Origin of the sequence: Agrobacterium vitis, from assembly GCF_037039395.1 — a bacterium.
In the GTDB taxonomy this organism is placed as follows: Bacteria; Pseudomonadota; Alphaproteobacteria; order Rhizobiales; family Rhizobiaceae; genus Allorhizobium; species Allorhizobium vitis_E.
On sequence record NZ_CP146242.1, the window covers coordinates 880,174 to 897,581 of the forward strand.

The 17,408-nt window shown below is 58.8% G+C and carries 17 protein-coding genes; 6 read left to right on the forward strand and 11 right to left on the reverse strand.

Annotation, left to right across the window (positions count from 1 at the left end; translation table 11 throughout):
* Positions 1-74: 74 nt before the first annotated feature.
* The 8 genes from V6582_RS06810 to V6582_RS06845 all read right to left on the reverse strand — a co-directional run bounded on the left by V6582_RS06810 (position 75) and on the right by V6582_RS06845 (position 7,333).
* Positions 75-1,346: a 3-phosphoshikimate 1-carboxyvinyltransferase gene (locus V6582_RS06810; RefSeq protein WP_156632947.1), complete on the reverse strand. Its 1,272-nt coding sequence runs from the start codon at positions 1,344-1,346 to the stop codon at positions 75-77.
* A gap of 263 nt (positions 1,347-1,609) precedes the next feature.
* A complete protein-coding gene (locus tag V6582_RS06815; protein ID WP_156632948.1) occupies positions 1,610-2,350 on the reverse strand; it encodes a DUF4328 domain-containing protein in 741 nt (246 codons plus the stop codon).
* A gap of 33 nt (positions 2,351-2,383) precedes the next feature.
* Positions 2,384-3,316, reverse strand: coding sequence for a glycine--tRNA ligase subunit alpha (locus V6582_RS06820; protein ID WP_041697566.1), 933 nt, complete (start codon positions 3,314-3,316; stop codon positions 2,384-2,386).
* A 149-nt stretch (positions 3,317-3,465) separates the two neighbouring features.
* A complete protein-coding gene (locus V6582_RS06825) occupies positions 3,466-4,653 on the reverse strand; it encodes a PAS domain-containing sensor histidine kinase (protein WP_234889768.1) in 1,188 nt (395 codons plus the stop codon).
* A gap of 326 nt (positions 4,654-4,979) precedes the next feature.
* Entirely contained in the window at positions 4,980-5,168 is a 189-nt protein-coding gene (locus V6582_RS06830) for a hypothetical protein (RefSeq protein WP_156632949.1), read from the reverse strand.
* Positions 5,169-5,294: 126 nt separating this feature from the next.
* Positions 5,295-6,176: a S49 family peptidase gene (locus tag V6582_RS06835; protein ID WP_156632950.1), complete on the reverse strand. Its 882-nt coding sequence runs from the start codon at positions 6,174-6,176 to the stop codon at positions 5,295-5,297.
* Between the two features lie 106 nt (positions 6,177-6,282).
* Complete coding sequence (locus V6582_RS06840) at positions 6,283-7,086, reverse strand: tRNA1(Val) (adenine(37)-N6)-methyltransferase (RefSeq protein ID WP_156632951.1); 804 nt, start codon at positions 7,084-7,086, stop codon at positions 6,283-6,285.
* Between the two features lie 16 nt (positions 7,087-7,102).
* Positions 7,103-7,333, reverse strand: coding sequence for a DUF2007 domain-containing protein (locus V6582_RS06845; protein ID WP_156632952.1), 231 nt, complete (start codon positions 7,331-7,333; stop codon positions 7,103-7,105).
* A 326-nt stretch (positions 7,334-7,659) separates the two neighbouring features.
* On the opposite strand from V6582_RS06845, the gene V6582_RS06850 reads away from it, so the two are divergent.
* The 4 genes from V6582_RS06850 (at position 7,660) to moaB (ending at position 12,672) form a co-directional block, all read left to right on the forward strand.
* The gene (locus tag V6582_RS06850) at positions 7,660-8,676 is read left to right on the forward strand and encodes a polyprenyl synthetase family protein (protein WP_156632953.1); all 1,017 of its coding nucleotides are present in this window, start codon (positions 7,660-7,662) and stop codon (positions 8,674-8,676) included.
* Between the two features lie 446 nt (positions 8,677-9,122).
* The gene (locus V6582_RS06855) at positions 9,123-10,988 is read left to right on the forward strand and encodes a tetratricopeptide repeat protein (protein ID WP_156632954.1); all 1,866 of its coding nucleotides are present in this window, start codon (positions 9,123-9,125) and stop codon (positions 10,986-10,988) included.
* A 212-nt stretch (positions 10,989-11,200) separates the two neighbouring features.
* Complete coding sequence (locus V6582_RS06860) at positions 11,201-12,073, forward strand: 4-(cytidine 5'-diphospho)-2-C-methyl-D-erythritol kinase (RefSeq protein ID WP_156632955.1); 873 nt, start codon at positions 11,201-11,203, stop codon at positions 12,071-12,073.
* A gap of 50 nt (positions 12,074-12,123) precedes the next feature.
* A complete protein-coding gene (gene moaB / locus V6582_RS06865) occupies positions 12,124-12,672 on the forward strand; it encodes a molybdenum cofactor biosynthesis protein B (RefSeq protein ID WP_156632956.1) in 549 nt (182 codons plus the stop codon).
* A 77-nt stretch (positions 12,673-12,749) separates the two neighbouring features.
* Here moaB and V6582_RS06870 read toward each other — a convergent pair whose 3' ends face one another.
* Entirely contained in the window at positions 12,750-13,271 is a 522-nt protein-coding gene (locus V6582_RS06870; RefSeq protein WP_156632957.1) for a glycosyltransferase family 2 protein, read from the reverse strand.
* 270 nt (positions 13,272-13,541) lie between these two features.
* On the opposite strand from V6582_RS06870, the gene V6582_RS06875 reads away from it, so the two are divergent.
* Both V6582_RS06875 and V6582_RS06880 read left to right on the forward strand, forming a co-directional pair.
* Positions 13,542-14,699 (forward strand): PA0069 family radical SAM protein, encoded by a 1,158-nt coding sequence (locus tag V6582_RS06875; RefSeq protein WP_156632958.1) that lies wholly within the window; start codon positions 13,542-13,544, stop codon positions 14,697-14,699.
* A 693-nt stretch (positions 14,700-15,392) separates the two neighbouring features.
* Positions 15,393-16,085 carry a ribonuclease HII gene (locus tag V6582_RS06880; RefSeq protein ID WP_156632969.1) on the forward strand — a complete coding sequence of 231 codons (693 nt, stop codon included), beginning with the start codon at positions 15,393-15,395 and terminating at the stop codon, positions 16,083-16,085.
* Between the two features lie 205 nt (positions 16,086-16,290).
* Here V6582_RS06880 and V6582_RS06885 read toward each other — a convergent pair whose 3' ends face one another.
* On the reverse strand, positions 16,291-16,776 hold the full coding sequence (locus V6582_RS06885) for a F0F1 ATP synthase subunit B (RefSeq protein ID WP_156632959.1): 486 nt from the start codon (positions 16,774-16,776) through the stop codon (positions 16,291-16,293).
* A 4-nt stretch (positions 16,777-16,780) separates the two neighbouring features.
* Positions 16,781-17,365 carry a F0F1 ATP synthase subunit B gene (locus V6582_RS06890; protein WP_156632960.1) on the reverse strand — a complete coding sequence of 195 codons (585 nt, stop codon included), beginning with the start codon at positions 17,363-17,365 and terminating at the stop codon, positions 16,781-16,783.
* Positions 17,366-17,408 lie beyond the last annotated feature (43 nt).

Below are 17,408 nucleotides of genomic sequence, written 5' to 3' on the forward strand. Positions count from 1 at the left end.
GGCTTCCGATTTATGCAACCCAAGACTGTATATTGCCAAAATACTCCCCATCAAGATGAAGAGATTGGGTAATTTCAGTCGTTCTGATATGCCACCCCAAGCGTCGCCAGCGCGTCCCAATAGCCGGGATAGGTTTTGGCCACGCAGCCGGGATCGAGAATGGTGATGCCGCCCACTTTCAGGCCCGCCAGTGCAAAGCTCATGGCGATGCGGTGATCGGCGAAGGTGTCGATCTTCGCGGGCAGGGTTTGTCCCGCCAATGCCGGATCGGCGGCGATGATCAGGTCGTCGCCCTCTTCCGTGGCAAGGCCGGGGCGGATGGCGTTGAGGCCGGTCGAGAGCGCCCGGATACGGTCGCATTCCTTGACGCGCAGATTGGCGATACCGACGAAACGCACCGGCGTTTGGTTGAAGGCCGCCAGCACGGCAATGGTCGGAATAGCGTCCTGCATCTGGCTGCCGTCGATCACCTCGGGCATCTGCGGGAAAGCGGAAATGACAGCATGCGCCTTGGCATCCGGCTGGGTAAACTGCCCGGCAGGTGTGCCGATATCGACCTTGCCGCCGGTCAGCACTTCGGCAGCCCAGAGATAGGTGGCGGCGGAGGCATCCGGCTCGATGTGGAAATCGCTTGCCTTGTAGCCGGTCGGCTCGATCCGCCAGATGGTTTCGGACGGTTGCTCGATCCGAGCGCCAAAGGCGCGCATGGCCGCAAGTGTCAGGTCGATATAGCCGCGCGCGCCGATCTCGCTGCCGGCCAGTTCCACCTCGAACGCCTCGCCCGCCATCGGGGCGGCCATCAGCAGCGCCGAAACATATTGGCTGGAGAGACCGGCATCGATCACCACCCGGTTTTTGGTAAACGCGCCCTTGGCATCGATGGCAACCGGCGGGCAGCCGCTTGGGGCGGCAATCGCCACGCCCAGCGATTGCAGCGCATCGACCAGCGGCTGGATCGGCCGTTTGCGCATATGCTCATCACCGTCGATGGTGAAACGGCCATTGGCCAGCGCCACCGCAGCCGTCAGAAAGCGGGTCGCTGTCCCGGCATTGCCCAGAAACAATGCCTCATCAGGTGCGCGCCACAGGCCCGTACCGGTCACGACAAAACTGGTCTCATCCGGCTCCTCGACGGTGACGCCCATGGCTCTCAGCGCATCGGCCATATAGCGGGTATCATCGCTTTTCAGCGCGCCGGTCAACCGGCTGGTGCCATTGGCCAGACCCGCCAACAGCAGTACCCGGTTGGTGATCGACTTCGAGCCGGGCGGGCTGACATGGCCGGTCAACGGCTTTGCGGGTGGCAGGATGGTGAGGGCATCGGCAGTCTGGGCGGTAAGGGTCATGAGCATGTCCGTGGGTTAGCCGGGCTTTTGCCTACTGCATAATTCTTTAAACCGGAATCGGTTTAAAGAGAAAATTATGGCGCTGTAGAGCAATATGCGATTCATAAGACGCAGATAAGATGCTGTATCAGCTTAAATTTGCTGCATAATCTTTTCCTCAAATCGCCTCCGACTTAAGGAATTATGCAAGTAGCGCGCTGCCGTTTCCTTTGCAATCTTCAATGCGCCGATCTTCAAAATGCCCGCCTTCAAGGTTCAGGCCATCAAGGTTCAGGGAGATCACGATCAAGAAACAACCGTGCCAGCCTGGTTTCCTGGGCTTTCGCCATCGTACGGGCATAGGCATCCATGGCCAAAAGCGAAAGCAGGGTCGCAACACCACCGGCAGCGGCAAGATGCAGGATGTGTTGACTATGGGCCGAGAACTGCAACCGGTCGGCCACAGCCTGCGATACGACATTCATCACCGTCAGGCTCACCAGATTGCAGACCAGAATGGATGGAGCCAGCCAGTACAAGTCTCGAACGTTCAAAGCTGGCAGATCATGATCCGGCGCTTGTCCTTCCGGCGGAGCGTGGTCATCGCGCATGGTGATGCGGGCAATTTCCATCATCACCACCTGCGGCAGTATATATTTGATGATCGGCACGAACCAGCAGATCACCGAGACCCAGGGGCCAAGTCGTGGCGGCGCATCGGGTGAAAGACGGGTGGCGAAGTGAACGGCAAACCAGAGCCAGGCCAGCCAGAAACAGGCGCTTGCAACCCGAAACGCGAGGGCGCCAATCTCGATGAAAGCCGCCCAGCGGCCAACACCCTGCGCCAGCCAGCTGGTTACGCCGGTATAGGTCGCAAAACCGGTGGCCGCCACCACATATTGAACCCAGGCAGTGTAGAGAAAAAACGGCACCAGAATGAAATAAAGCACCCCGCAGAGAGCGGCCAGAATCAGCCAACCGCGCCGCATCCATGTCATTCGCCGGAGAAGGGTGTCCAGCGTCATGCCCTTGCCCTCTCCCCAGCCGTTTCCAAGCTCTTACGCGGCCTTGCCGAAATTCGCGCCACCGGCATCGGTCTGCAAAAAGGCCTCGCCGCAGGCCTTGGCCAGCGTGCGCACCCGCAGGATATAGCTCTGGCGCTCAGTCACGGAAATCACCCCGCGCGCATCGAGCAGGTTGAAGACGTGGCTTGCCTTGATGCACTGGTCATAGGCCGGAAACACGCACTTGTGTAGAACCTGATTGGCGCTTTCGCCCGGCGCACCGGCGTCCAGCAGCGCCTGGCATTCCTTCTCGGCATCGGTAAAATGCCGCAGCAGCATTTCGGTATTGGCATATTCGAAATTATGGCGGGAATATTCCTGCTCGGCTTGCAGGAAGACATCGCCATAGGAGATCTTTTCCTCGCCTTCGCGGCCATTGAAGTTCAGGTCATAGACATTGTCGACGCCCTGCACATACATGGCCAGACGCTCCAGACCATAGGTCAGTTCGCCCGCCACCGGCGAGCATTCGATGCCGCAAACCTGCTGGAAATAGGTGAATTGCGAGACTTCCATGCCGTCGCACCAGCATTCCCAGCCGAGACCCCAGGCGCCCAGCGTCGGGCTTTCCCAATCGTCTTCCACAAAGCGCACGTCATGCAGCAGCGGATCGAGACCGATGGCCTTCAACGAGCCGAGATATAGCTCCTGCAGGTTGGATGGGTTGGGCTTCAGGATCACCTGATATTGGTAGTAATGCTGCAAGCGATTGGGATTTTCGCCATAGCGGCCATCGGAAGGACGGCGCGAGGGCTGGACGTAAGCAGCCTTCCAGGGCTTGGGCCCAAGCGCGCGCAGCGTCGTTGCCGGGTGAAACGTACCAGCGCCGACTTCCATATCATAGGGTTGCAGCACGGCGCAGCCCTTGTCGGCCCAGTAATTGTGCAGCGTCAGGATCAGCGCCTGAAAGGAGCGCTTCGGGTCCATATGCGGGGCGGAAGCCGAAGGAGCGAGAGGAAGCGTCATGGGAACCTGCATTTATCATCGAAATCAAAGGGTCAGTCTGACCTGCCATGCGCGGCCTTTCCGGTCAAGAGTGGCGTCGTTTGGCAGAGGCTACTCATCAGTCCGGTCGCTCAGTGGCTGACGACCTGATCCAATTGCCCACACAGCAAAAACACCACGCCTTCAGGCGCAAAATCAATCTTCGCCTCACCGCGAAACAGATCCGCCACGACACGCTCGGTCAGCTTGGAACCGAAGCCGCGACGCTGCGGTTCAGACACGGTTGGCCCGCCGCGCTCGCTCCAGCGCAGAAAAAACCGGCCATCCTCCTGATTGCCCCATTCCACCTCCACCTGACCGCCCGTTACCGACAGCGATCCATATTTCGTGGCATTGGTGGCAAGCTCATGCAGGGCAAGCGACAGGCCGAGCGCCTGGCGCGACGAGGCCTGCATGGATAAAGGCCCAGTGATCAGGAAGCGCTCGGGACTGTCGCGATGTGGTTCGATGGCATTTTCGACCACTTCGGCAATATCCGCCGAGGCCACGCTCTTGCCGGTCAACAAATCCTGTGCCTTGGACAAGGCCTGAATACGGGCCGAAACCAGACTTGCCGCCTGCGGCAGCGATTGTGCGCCGCGCATGGTCTGGCCGACGATGGATTGCACCATGGCCAGCATGTTTTTCACCCGATGCGCGAGTTCGCCGTTCAGCAGGCGCAATTCCTGCTCAAATGCTTCTTTTTGACGAAGATGCTGGCGGGTTTCCTCATGGTTCGTTTCCAGCGCCCGGCGGTCAAGCACGGCCTGCGTCGTCTCCGTGACGATGTTCAGCAGGCCATGCACCGCGCCATCGTCACCGTAAAGCGGGCTATAGGAAAAGGTCCAGTAGGTCTGTTCCGCAAACCCATTGCGGGTCATCACCAGGGGTAAATTTTCTTCCCATGTTGCCTTGCCGGCCAGGGCACTGCGCACATAGGGCAGAACTCCTTCCCAGACATCCGCCCAGATCTCGGTAAAGGGCCGCCCCAGCGCCTTGTCCTTGCGCAGGCCCAGTATCGGCTCATAGGCATCGTTATAGAATTGCAGCAGGTCCGGCCCCCACCAGAAGCACATTGGCTGGCGCGAGGCCAACACCATTCGCATGGTGATTTTCAGCGACAGCGGCCAGGTATTGATTGGACCGAGCGATGTCTCCGCCCAGTCGAAATGGCGGATCATCTCACCAACCCTGCCGCCTCCGGCCAGGAAATCATCTGTGCTGATCGATGCATGAGAGGATGGCCAAGCCTGTTTCGCCTCCGGAAAAGACAATGCCAAGATCCCCCAGGTTCATAGTATTACATCATAGGATTACAGTGCCGAGCGCTCTTCGGGCGCATTCCGGTTCACTGTAACAGTTTATAGGCTTTGTATAATCCCTGTCCTGACCCATAGGGGATCAGGCAGACGTACCGCCAACGCAGTGAAACAGGTTTCACCAGCAGGTTGTTCCCGCTCATAAGATCATAATTCCAGCGCGATGCAAGCAAAGTTGCACAACCACACTGCCGTAACACGTGTGTGCTACGCTTACAGCGCCGTGCGCCATATATGGCGCACAAAGGTTCGCTGTAGCGCTTTATATCTGCTGCATAATTTTCCGGTCAGTCGTCCTGCTTCACCCTGTATTCACCGGTCTTCGGGTCCTTGACCAGGGTGGTGATCGCGTCGCTGTCGCGCCCGCTGCGGCGATGGGCATTCACCGTTTTACGCTGCGCTACCGATGCGGTCCAGCGCCGGTAATACCAGACGGCAAGACCGATCAGGATGATGAAAAAGAGAATGCGCGTCATGCTGCCTGCTCGCCAACGGATCACACTGCCCGCTGGAAAACCGAGAGGACATCACCCTCTTTTATCAGGTCGCCCGCATCTCCGAAAGCCCCGCTCGCGCCAAAACACAAACGACATCAAGCATTTCTAAAGCCCGTAGCGCGCCCACAGCGCCCGGTCTTCCAGCGTCTCGACAAGACCGGCGGCAGCAGCACTGCCAATATCGCCGGACGCCGAGATGCCGCAAGCAGATAGTGCCGTATCAACGCCCGGCAGACGGCGACCGAACAGTCCGCGCGCCCCGGAGATCAATTCCAGCCGGGCTGTCTTGCCATAGCGGGCCTTGATGTCTTCGCGCATGCTGCCGAGTGCATCGACCAGACCAAGCTCGAAACCCTTGCGCCCGGTCCAGAACAGGCCAGAAAACAGCTCCGGATTGTCGTTAAGCCGGATGCCGCGCCGCGTCTTGACTATATCGATAAAAACACCGTGAATATCCAGCTGAAGGGTCTTCAGATACTCGATATCGCTCTGCTTTTCCGGCTGAAAGGGATCGAGCATCACCTTGTTTTCGCCCGCCGTATAAACGCGCCGCTCGACGCCGATCTTCTTCAGCAGGTCGGGAAAGCCGAAACCGCCTGAAACGACACCGATCGAGCCGACAATCGAGGTCGGGTCGGCAATGATTTCATCACCGGCAAGCGCAATCATATAGCCGCCGGAGGCTGCCACATCTTCCACGAACACCAGCACGGTCTTGCTGTGTTCATCGGCCAGGGTGCGAATGCGCTGGTAGATCATCCGCGATTGCACCGGCGAGCCGCCTGGCGAATTGATCGACAGCACCACAGCCGGGCTGTCCTTCAACTTGAAGGCTTTTTCCAGAAGCGGGGCAACAGCGGCAAGGTTCAGCGCCGGGCGAAACCGGCTGCCGCCGCTCATGATCGCGCCATGCAGCCGCACGACCGGAATGACGATTTCCTGCTTGCGAAACCGCTTCGGCACCCACCGCTTCCATAGACCCGCCATGCGTCACATCCTTTGCTGCTTCAAACCGAACAGTCATGTAAGTCCTGAGGGCGTAAACGCAATGGCAGGGCTGATTTTTGCCGAATGATCCCGCCACGACGACCTGTCAGATCGTCTTGATGTCCAGTCGTGGATAGGCCCCTCGGCCATTGTTGAGCGCATCGACCTGCGGCAGGAAGGCATGGCCTTCAGGCCCATGCATGATCAGCGGGCTGCGGAAGGTGAGCCGGGCGCGCGAGCCTTTAATCGCCGTCAGCAGCAGGCGGATAGCACTTTCGCCCTCCCTTGGATGGATAAGGGTGATCTCGATGCCGCCAAAGCGTTTGCCGCAGGCGGCGATGATCTCGGCCACCGATTGCGGCCGGGCGATCAGCGACAATTGCCCGCCCGGTTTCATGATCGCACCAGCGGTGCGCAGCCAGCGTTCAAACAGATCCCCGTCCATGGCATGCGCCTCGGCCTTCAGACTGTCAGGCGTCATACGATCGCGCCCGTCATTGAAGGGCGGGTTCATGATCACATGATCGAAAGCATCATCCGACAATCCTGCCGCCCGGCGCGCCCGCCCCGTCAGCGTCACATCCGCCGCGATCAGTTGAACCCGCCCGGCCAGATGGGCATTCTCGGCCAGGTCGAGGGTTTTGTGCGCATAGGACAACATGTCAGGGGAGCGCTCGACCAGCGTCACCTTGGCCGTCGGCAGACGCGAGGCGACGGCCAGGCCCGCGCCACCGGCGCCAGCCCCCAGATCTGCGACAGCACCTCCATCCCCCACCAGCGCCGCCAGGAGCATGGCGTCCATGCCGGCGCGATGACCGCGCCCCTTTGGTTGCACGAGGAAAAAGCCGCCGCGATGGAAGGCATCGACGGTTTCGTAGATGATATCGGAGACTGTCCCTTCAAACGCCATGGCCTTTATCTCTTGATTATGCCGCGCCGTCGCGCAATTCCGCGCCAAGACCGGCATCGATCAGGATGCGCCGCGCTTCATCCGCCCGGCTCGGCTCAACCAGAAAACGGCGCGGCAAAAGGCCGAGCGATCCTTCCAGAATGCTCATCGACTGGTCGGCGATCAGGCTCTCGATACCGGCATCCTTCATCAGGCTCTGGGCAAAGGACAGTAAAACGGCGTCATTGGTGCGAATGAGTTCATGCATGCGATGATTAGTCCTATCAAATCTGCGGGATAGCGAAATTCCGCTCTTGCCGGGCCGCCAACGGCTTTTTATGTTCGTTTCAGCATTATGTCTCGATTTTTTGCGCAAACACCGCTTGATGACGCGACAGTCAGGCAAAAAAACCGTAAGTTGGGTCGAAGCGATGATAATTGTCCGATCCGGTTGGGCCAAATCCGGTTGGGCTAGGCCCGGTTGGGATTGAGATGACATTGAGCCTTGGATATAAGGGACCAACGCGGTCTTGTGGTGTGATAATCCACAAGGCGTCGCAGTCCTGATACAGGAATAAACAGGAGTCCGGACAGTTGGGCGCAGTGATACCGCTTGGTGACAAGAAAAACAAACAGGCCTCGGTGCAACCTCTGGTGGACCTGACCCGCAACGGCATGGAGCGGGTCAATCAACTGATCCTGTCCAAGGCAGGCTCCGATGTCCAGATGATTCCGGAAGTCGCCAATCACCTGATTTCCTCCGGTGGCAAGCGCCTGCGGCCGATGCTGACGCTGGCCTCTGCCGCGATGTTCGGCTATGAGGGCGAAGGCCATATCAAGCTCGCCACCAGCGTCGAATTCATGCACACCGCCACCCTGCTGCATGACGACGTGGTCGATGAGAGTGATCTGAGACGCGGCAAATCCACCGCCCGGATGATCTGGGGCAACCAGGCCAGCGTGTTGGTCGGCGATTTCCTGCTTGGCCAGGCCTTCCGGATGATGGTCGAGGTCGGCTCGCTGGAAGCACTGGATGTGCTGTCGACGGCAGCCTCGGTGATTGCCGAGGGCGAAGTGCTTCAGCTTTCTGTCGCCAAGAACATGGAAACCACCGAGGACGATTACCAGTCCGTCATTCGTGCGAAGACTGCGGCGCTGTTTGCCGCTGCTGCCGAAGTCGGTCCTATCGTGGCCGGAACGGACAAGGGCGCACGCAATGCGCTGAAATCCTACGGCATGAATTTGGGCCTGGCCTTCCAGCTGGTCGATGACGCCCTGGATTATGGCGGCAAGGTCGCCGATCTCGGCAAGAATACCGGTGACGATTTCCGCGAGGGCAAGATCACCCTGCCGGTCATTCTCGCCTACCGACGCGGCAACGAGACCGAGCGGGGCTTCTGGCGCGAAGCGCTCGAAGGCGGCAGGCATGACGATGCCAATCTGGAAAAGGCCATGGGGCTGATTACCAAGTATAACGGTCTTTCCGATACGGTGGCGCGGGCCATTCACTATGGCGACGTGGCGCGCGATGCCCTGGCGCCGGTGCCTGACGGCGTCTGGAAAGATGCCCTGATGGACGTGATCGATTTCTGCATCGAACGGGTCAGCTAGACCATTTCCAGCCAAACCAGGTCGCGGTCTGGCGTCTGGCATGCTTGAAAGAGGGCAACAAAGCGTTTCGGTGCAATACCGAAATCCTCGAATATTCACCCTGCAAATGCTGGGGCCAGTTTCGCTTGCAAACTTCTCGCCCTTTTGAAATCTGGCACTTGTAAACTCTGACCCTTTTAAACTCTGACTCTTGTCAACTCCGGGAGGTTTTTATGTCACTTACGCAAAAAAGCCATTCTGTTGCCATCACATTGACTGGTCACGTGGGGGCAAGGCTCTTACATATATGTTTCGGCATATCGTGCTCCGGTTTGAGCGAACCGGTTTGGCGGCAGCGCTTTGCTTCGCCGTCAGGTCTTTAATTTTCCGATCCGGCCAAAATGGCCGGTGATTCTGGTTGCCCGATCCGGTCGAATGACCGGTGATCTTGGTTGAAAGGCTTCTTCATGCGGCAGATCTTTGCCAAACGCTTCCTCTCGGGCACAGCGCTCCTGCTTCTGGTGTCCTTCAGCGGGGGCGTTCTCCCGTCCTTCCTGGGTTCCCCAGTGGCGATGGCGGCAGAAACGGCAAAACAGGAGGTCGACGGCTTCGATCTCGATGAGGTCGATACGCTGTCCGGCGCGTATCTTGCGGCCCGCACGGCCAATACCGACCGCGATTTCGCCACCGCCGTGACCCTCTACGAGAAGGCGCTGCGTTTCGAACCGCAGGACCTGGAAATCCGCGAAAGCCTGATGCTGTCGCTTCTGATGGCTGGCCGCTTCGAGGAAGGCGCGAAATATGCCAACGAGCTGCGCAAGGATCAGGCCGTTGAGCGCATTACCGCCATTGTCCGCGGTCTTGAGGCTATCAAAGGCAAGAAATACCGCACCGCGGAAAAAATCCTTGCTTATAAAGGGCCGAACGATCTCGACCGGCTGACCAATGCGCTTCTGACCGCCTGGGCGAAAATGGGCGCCGGGCGTGGCAAGGAAGCCCTTGCCGATCTCGACAAGATGAAAGGCCCGGACTGGTACGGTATTTTCAAGAATTACAATGCTGGCGTGATGGCTGCCGCCATTGGCGACGAGACCAAGGCCCGCAGCTATCTGAGCGGCGTTATCACCGACCGCGAGGGCGGCGCGACTGCACCCGACACGTTCCTGCGTGCGGTCATGGCCCTGGCAACGCTGGAAGCCAAGACCGGCAACAAGCAGAAGGCACTCGATGCGCTGGCGGCCGGCGACGAAGTGTTGAACAATTATCCGCCCTTCAAGGCGATGCGCGAGCGGATCGAAAAGGGCGAGGTTCCCAAGCCGCAGGTGGCCACTGCCGATGAAGGGGCAGCTTCGGTGCTGTTTTCAATCGGCGGCGCTCTGAACCGCCAGGGAACCCAGGACACGGTGGCGCTCTATCTGCAATTGTCGCGGGCGCTCGATCCTGACAGTGCCGATACGCTGATCATGCTGGGTGGCATTGCCGAGGGCAACAAGCAGACGGATCTGGCCATTTCCTTATACAAGCAGGTGCCCGCCGAATCGCCGATGCGGCGGATTTCCGAAATGCAGCTGGGTCTGGCGCTGGCCGAAACCGGCAAGGTCGAGGAATCCAAGGCCCATCTGAAATCGCTGATCGCCTCCGATCCCCAGGATATTCGCTCCTATCTGGCCTATGGCAGCGTGCTGTCGGATGCCAAGGACTACACCGAGATGGCCGCCAATTACGACAAGGCGGCGGAAATTCTTGGTTCCGCCCCCGGAAAGAACCAGTGGCCGGTATTTTTCCAGCGCGGCATTGCCTATGAACGCCTGAAGAAATGGGACCAGGCCGAGCCGAACTTCCGCAAGGCGCTGGAGCTCAACCCCCAGCAGCCGCAGGTTCTCAACTATCTCGGCTATTCCTGGGTGGATATGAACCGCAATCTCCAGGAGGGCCTGGAGATGATCAAAAAAGCCGTCGAGCTGAAGCCTGATGATGGCTATATCGTCGATTCGCTCGGCTGGGCCTATTATCGGCTGGGCCGATATGACGAGGCGGTCGAGGAATTGGAGCGCGCCGTGCAGTTGAAGGCCGGTGATGCGACCATCAACGACCATCTGGGCGATGCCTATTGGCGGGTTGGCCGCAAGCTGGAAGCCACGTTCCAGTGGCGTCAGGTCCTGGCGTTTAAGCCGGAACCGGAACTGATCGCCACGGTGCAGGAAAAGCTGGAAAAGGGACTGCCAGACCTGCCTGCCGGACCGGGTGCAGCCGAAGTCACGCCGCCAGTCACCCCGGCGCCCGCACCCACACCCACACCGCAGACGCCAGATCAACCTGAAAAGAAATCCTAGTGGAATGAATTTGACATTTGATACCCCCTTGCGGCACCCTCGAGGATCAAATGTCAAATTCTTAAATTCCACTAGAAACAGAGACTTACTAGTGGTCCTGAAGATTCCGACATTTGCTCTCGAGGGTGCTGCAAACGCATGCAAATGTCGGAATCGGACCACTAGGCATCGTCGATGCCTTGGTTTTCAAACAGGGCGAGGCAGGAACCCGAATGACGGTATTTCGTGAAATTGCAGCGGCAAAGATCAATCTTGCCCTGCATGTCACGGGCAGACGGGATGATGGCTACCACCTTCTCGATACGCTCGTGACATTTGCCGAACATGGCGACGTGATCACCGTTGAAACGGCCCGACAGGACGAATTCACCCTGTCGGGGCGCTTCGCAGGCCCGCTTCAGTCGGAAGATCCGGCTGGAAACCTGGTTATCCGGGCGCGGGATCTGTTGCGGACAGCCACTCTGGCCAAGGGCCTGCCCGCTCCGCCCGTTGCCATCGCCCTTCAGAAAAATCTGCCGATTGCGTCCGGCATCGGTGGCGGTTCAGCCGATGCCGCAGCCACGCTGAGGGCTTTACAGCAGCTATGGGACAGCCATCTTGAGCCAGCCGCCCTGGAGGATCTGGCCCTAAAGCTGGGAGCGGATGTGCCGATGTGCCTTGCAAGCACATCATTACGCGCCACGGGAATTGGCGAGGAATTGACACGCCTTCCGACCTTGCCACGCTTCGGCATCCTGCTCGCCAATCCGTTGCAGGCAGTGTCGACACCGGCAATCTTCAAGGCGATGACCCGACGCGACAACCCGGCGATTGACCCGCTGCCAACTCTAGCGGAGCAAGACCCGTGGACAGAAACGCTCCGCCGACTGCGCAATGATCTGCAACCCGCAGCCGAGACCTTGTGCCCGCACATTGCCGAGCTTTCCCGGATGATTGAGGCGACCGGCGCGCTTGTCACCCGGATGTCCGGCTCCGGCGCCACCTGTTTCGGCCTTTATCCCACCTATGAAGCCGCAGCCGCTGCTGAAAAACTGCTTCTCACGGAGCGGCCTGATTGGTATTTTCAAGCGAGCCAGACTCTATAAACTATCGCGTGGTTCGGGATTGACCGGACATGCTGTATCGGAGACCCGTCATGCCCGGACTGGACGAAACACGCACTTTTATTCCCCTCGGCTTCGCCGTTCTAACGGTGTCGGACAGCAGGACATTGACCGACGACCGCTCCGGCGATGTGCTGGTCGAGCGGATCGAAACGGCCGGGCATCAGCTCATCGACCGCGCCATTGTCACCGACGATGCCGACCGGATCGCCAACCAGGTGCGCGCCTGGAGCCAATCGCAGGATGTCGATGTGATCATCACCACCGGTGGCACCGGCTTTACCGGTCGGGATGTGACGCCGGAAGCGGTGGAGCCGCTGTTCGACAAACGGATGGACGGATTTTCCGCCGTGTTTCACCGGATTTCCTACGATAAGATCGGCACCTCGACCATCCAGTCGCGCGCAACAGCCGGGCTTGCCAATGGCACCTTCGTTTTCGTCCTGCCCGGCTCTCCCGGCGCCTGCAAGGACGGCTGGGACGGCATTCTCGCGCAACAGCTGGACTATCGCTACCGGCCCTGTAATTTCGTGGAGATCATGCCACGGCTGGCCGAGCATCTGAAGCGGGACAAGGCGTAAAACGACACGTTGGCTGGGCCAATATGGCAGTAGGCCCAGCAGCACTATCTAAGCCGCAGTGACTTAAGCTGGTAATGTTAAGCTCGTGCCTGACGGACCGCCCAGGCAGGCACCATTTCACTCGACAGCGCCCGGCCCCTCAGGCCCACGACCAGATCGGCCAGCTTCATGCCCGTCTTGACCAGGGATTGAGCCTGGCTCTTTCGCAGCAGAAATCCATGTTCCAACGGCGGACCGCGTCGGGTGAAGCGTCGGAAAAACGGACGTTTATGGTGTCGTGACGGTGAAAATCGGGCCGGCGCGCTGTTCAGCGCCACATATTCCGCCACTTCCTCGATCCATCCTGAAGACGGTCGAGCGCCTGGCTCGACCAGCAGCAACCATTCGCCCCTGGCTGCCGCAACCACGTCTCGCAAATCCCAGATCATGTGAAATCGGCAGCCCGCCGCATCGGCCAACCGCGACGTCCCATCGCTGGACCCGTGATCCAGAACAACCACGTCACAAATAATCCCCTCCACCGCCCCGGCGACAAGGGTGGTCAAGGTTTGCGCCAATTCGCTTTCCTGATCGCGGCATTCGATAATAACAGTCAACATCCGTTACTCATACCGCAATGCATCATGCTTTACCACGGGTGAACCGTGCTTGACCGGAATTTGATCGAGGACGGATCGGCAAGTGGATAGAGCCGGACATGCTGTTTTTTACTTCTTATTGCGACTATTGAATATATTTTTTGGTGTATTTGTGATTTTATACAATCTTCGATTACGCTTTCAAGATCGATATTTTGTTCTTGCATTGTTCTCGTTTTAGCGTTAGTTCTAAGCTCATGAAAGGGCCGGTTGGCCCGTCAGGAGTTCCAAATGACCGTACTGTCTGATGTCAGGCAGGCTGCCTTTCAGCCTGCCAATACGGCGGATATTGCCGACGCGCTGCTGGTCGCCTCAGGGCTTCGGGTGGATGGCGCACGCAGGCGCGGACGCGGCGCGGGGCTCAATCCCTCCGGTCGTTTCGAGACGCGGGAGCGGCAGCTGGAAGACGATGGCTGGGCAAGTCTCGAAGACATGCCGCCGTTTCGCACCGAAGTCCAGGTGGAGCGGCCAAAGACGGTGATTACCCGCAATGATTCGCCGGACATTCCCTTCGATCGTTCGGTCAATCCTTATCGCGGCTGTGAGCATGGTTGCATCTATTGTTTTGCCCGGCCCAGCCACAGTTATATGGGCCTGTCTCCAGGGCTTGATTTCGAAGCCCGGCTGTTTGCCAAGCCGGATGCGCCGAAACTGCTCGAACGCGAACTGTCCAAGCCAGGCTACAAGCCTCGCACCATCGCCATCGGCACCAATACCGATCCTTACCAGCCCATCGAGCGGGAATGGCGGATCATGCGGCAATTGCTTGAGGTCTTGAAGGAGGCCAATCATCCGGTTGCCATCGTTACCAAGTCGGCAATGGTGCTACGCGACATCGATATTCTGTCCGACATGGCCGAGAAGGGTCTGGCCAAGGTCGGTATTTCAGTCACCACGCTGGACCGCAAGCTGGCCCGGACCATGGAGCCCCGCGCCTCGACCCCAAGCCGTCGGCTGGAGGCGATCAAGGCCCTGAGCGAGGCAGGAATCTCGACAAGCGTATTGGTGTCGCCGATCATTCCCGCCCTCAACGATCATGAAATTGAGCGTATCCTCGACGCAGCCAAGGCAGCCGGGGCATCGGAGGCGAGCTATGTGCTGTTGCGCCTGCCACTGGAGGTCAGCCCGCTGTTTCGTGACTGGTTGCTGCAACATTATCCTGACCGCTATCGCCATGTCATGTCGCTGGTGCGCTCGATGCGTGACGGCAAGGATTACGATGCGGAATTCGGCAAGCGGATGAAAGGCACTGGCCCCTATGCCTGGCAGATCAGCCGCCGTTTTGAGATCGCCACCAAGCGGCTCGGAATGGGCCGTCGGAGCATGCAATTGCGCGACGATCTGTTCATCCCGCCTATGGGCAATGGTGTGCAGCTATCGCTGCTGTAGCAAACCATTGTTCGGCTTGGCAGCGCGGGCGCAAGAGATTGATCGCTCAGGCACCTCCGCCCCGGGCCTCGGACTATCCATCCAACCCGGCAACACGCACATAAATTTGAACCTTCTCTTTCCGAGGCCACACCGCCTACCGCAAGGGCGGCCCTCGGAAATGCCGGAAGCGGTTTCCTTGACCGCTTGTCCGGCGCGGCGTCGCGTCTTGGGTAGAGGGATCGACCCCTTTCGATCCTTTTGCATCGAGGCGACGCCGAAGCCTTTTACCAACAGCATGACAGCGCCGTGCGTTTTATAAAACGCGATAGTACACGACGCAAACGTCTCTCGGCTTTGCCGCCCCCTTATCCGGCTGCCGCCACCTTCTCCTCGATGAGGAGAACAGACCTGCGGCACCCCCTTGTGCCTTATACGCGCGGCAAAAGCCGATAAACCCCTTAGCCCGCAGCCTCAGGATGAGGCTCAGTCCTCTCGTGTTAACCTCTTCTCCCCAGCGGGGAGAAGTCCCCCCGGCAGGGGGATGAGGGGGCGAAGCCAATGAATCAAGTTGCGTCATGTACTCGATAAAACGCATAAGGGACACGGTAACACTTTAAATCTACTGCATAATTCTCTCCTTAAATCGAATCCGGTTTAAAGAAGTATGCAATGGGCTTGCAAGCCAACCCGGTGATGTGCGACGTCTGCCACATGCCAAAACGTTCTCCATCCAACATGCCCGATCTTTTCACCCTGCCCCTGACCGGACCGGATTTTTCGCTGGAGGAGAGTTTCCGCGCCAAGGGTTGCTGGCCTGTGGCCGGCACGGATGAAGCAGGGCGAGGCCCGCTGGCCGGGCCGGTGGTGGCAGCAGCCGTCATTCTTGATCCCAACGCCATTCCTGACGGTCTCAACGATTCAAAAAAACTTACGGCGACCAGACGCGAGGCGCTTTTTATTCAGATCCTGGCAACGGCCACGGTCTCCATCGCCTCCTCAGGCTCCGATCATATTGACCGCAGGGATATCCGCAAAGCCAGCCTCGACGCCATGCGCCGGGCAGCAGCCGGGCTTTCGATCGCCCCCGCCCATCTGCTTTGCGATGGCCGGGACGTTCCTCCTGGGCTGATCTGTGGCGGTACGGCCGTGATCAAAGGCGACGCAAGATCGCTTTCCATTGCCGCCGCATCGATTATTGCCAAGGTCATGCGAGACCGGATGATGACGCGCGCCGCCCTGGTCTTCCCTCAATACGGCTTTGATGCCCATGCGGGCTACGGCACCAAGGTCCATCAGCAGGCCATCGCCGACCATGGTCCCTGCCCCCTTCACCGGATGAGTTTCAGTCCTCTGCGCATATCGGATGAACGGACGCGAAATGAGAGTGTGTCAGGTTCAGAGTGAACCACACGGACTGCCATTTCTGTCGTTTTCCTATGTATCTTTGGAAAATTCGGCTGCCATTTTTCTTCCGCATAATTCCTTAAACCTCAATGAGTTTAAGTGGGACCTTGCGCAGCCGATATAAAGTCTCAGGGTGCCGTTCTAACACCCGGACATGAAAAAGCCGGGCTTAACCCGGCTTTCAATTCATCACTGATGAACAATCTCAGTTCAGACGATTTTTCACTTCGCTTACAGACGAATTAAACAGGCCTGACTGCAACTGCGCATCGACTTTCTGCTTCAGCAGGGTCTCGGCAGCCGAGATTGCAAGATCGACAGCCGCTGAGCGAACCGCATTGATGGCGTCGGTTTCGGCCTGCTTGATCTTCTGTTCCGACAGCGCATTGCGGCGCTGGACGAATTCCTCGGTCTTCTGACGGGCTTCTTCCGTCAGGGCAGCAGCTTCGCGCTCGGCGGCGGCAACGATGGCCTGAGCTTCCGCTTCAGCCTGTTTGCGCTTGGTACGATATTCGGCCAGCAATTGCTGAGCTTCTTCCCGCAGGCGCTTGGCTTCCGCCAATTCGTCGCGGATATTGTCTGCCCGCGCATCCAGCGACTTCGCCATCATGCCCGGTACTTTGAGATAGGCGATCAGTGCCAGAAACAGCACCAGGCCGACAAAGGCGAAGAAAGTTGCATCATATTGCATCGGTTCAGCCCCTCTTGCCAGCGGCAACAGCCGATTGCGCATCTGCTGCGGTGACATTTGCACCGGTCAGCTGCTCAACGATGGCGGCAACGGTTTCCGTAGCAATCGTGTCAACCTCGGCGAATGCCTTGGACTTGATCGCTGCAATGCTGGCTTCCGCCGCAGCAACCTTGCTGGACAGCTCAGCCTCGACAGCAGCGCGGTCGGCGGCAGCCTTGGCCTTGGCAGCATCGCGCGCCGCAGAGGCAATCTGGTTGCCCTTCGCCTTGGCGGCGGTCAATTCTTTTTCATAGGTCTCGACTTCGGCATCCGCTTCCGCCTTCAGGCGGCTGGCCTCGTCGATATCCTTGGCGATACGGTCATGACGATTTTCGAGGATACCGCCGACGCGTGGCACGATGACCCGCTGCATCAGAATGTAAAACAGGCCAAAGGTGATGACCAGCCACAACAGCTGCGATGGGAAGGTAGAATGGTCGAAGGGCGGAAATACGCCTCGTCCATGTCCGGCTTCCGCGGGAACGCCGGTTTCCGTGTGGGTCTCAGCCGCTGCCGGGACTTCCTCGGCATAGGCGGGGGTAACGAACATACTCGCCTCCAGTATCCTGCTAATACAAAAGATCACGGCCGAC

What these genes read in the sequence shown, in the direction of transcription:
- V6582_RS06810 (WP_156632947.1), bottom strand. Translation starts at nt 1,346, where the DNA reads ATGACCCTTACCGCCCAGACTGCCGATGCCCTCACCATCCTGCCACCC.
- V6582_RS06815 (WP_156632948.1), bottom strand. Translation starts at nt 2,350, where the DNA reads ATGACGCTGGACACCCTTCTCCGGCGAATGACATGGATGCGGCGCGGT.
- V6582_RS06820 (WP_041697566.1), bottom strand. Translation starts at nt 3,316, where the DNA reads ATGGACCCGAAGCGCTCCTTTCAGGCGCTGATCCTGACGCTGCACAAT.
- V6582_RS06830 (WP_156632949.1), bottom strand. Translation starts at nt 5,168, where the DNA reads ATGACGCGCATTCTCTTTTTCATCATCCTGATCGGTCTTGCCGTCTGG.
- V6582_RS06835 (WP_156632950.1), bottom strand. Translation starts at nt 6,176, where the DNA reads ATGGCGGGTCTATGGAAGCGGTGGGTGCCGAAGCGGTTTCGCAAGCAG.
- V6582_RS06840 (WP_156632951.1), bottom strand. Translation starts at nt 7,086, where the DNA reads ATGGCGTTTGAAGGGACAGTCTCCGATATCATCTACGAAACCGTCGAT.
- V6582_RS06845 (WP_156632952.1), bottom strand. Translation starts at nt 7,333, where the DNA reads ATGCATGAACTCATTCGCACCAATGACGCCGTTTTACTGTCCTTTGCC.
- V6582_RS06855 (WP_156632954.1), top strand. Translation starts at nt 9,123, where the DNA reads ATGCGGCAGATCTTTGCCAAACGCTTCCTCTCGGGCACAGCGCTCCTG.
- V6582_RS06860 (WP_156632955.1), top strand. Translation starts at nt 11,201, where the DNA reads ATGACGGTATTTCGTGAAATTGCAGCGGCAAAGATCAATCTTGCCCTG.
- moaB (WP_156632956.1), top strand. Translation starts at nt 12,124, where the DNA reads ATGCCCGGACTGGACGAAACACGCACTTTTATTCCCCTCGGCTTCGCC.
- V6582_RS06870 (WP_156632957.1), bottom strand. Translation starts at nt 13,271, where the DNA reads ATGTTGACTGTTATTATCGAATGCCGCGATCAGGAAAGCGAATTGGCG.
- V6582_RS06875 (WP_156632958.1), top strand. Translation starts at nt 13,542, where the DNA reads ATGACCGTACTGTCTGATGTCAGGCAGGCTGCCTTTCAGCCTGCCAAT.
- V6582_RS06880 (WP_156632969.1), top strand. Translation starts at nt 15,393, where the DNA reads ATGCCAAAACGTTCTCCATCCAACATGCCCGATCTTTTCACCCTGCCC.
- V6582_RS06885 (WP_156632959.1), bottom strand. Translation starts at nt 16,776, where the DNA reads ATGCAATATGATGCAACTTTCTTCGCCTTTGTCGGCCTGGTGCTGTTT.
- V6582_RS06890 (WP_156632960.1), bottom strand. Translation starts at nt 17,365, where the DNA reads ATGTTCGTTACCCCCGCCTATGCCGAGGAAGTCCCGGCAGCGGCTGAG.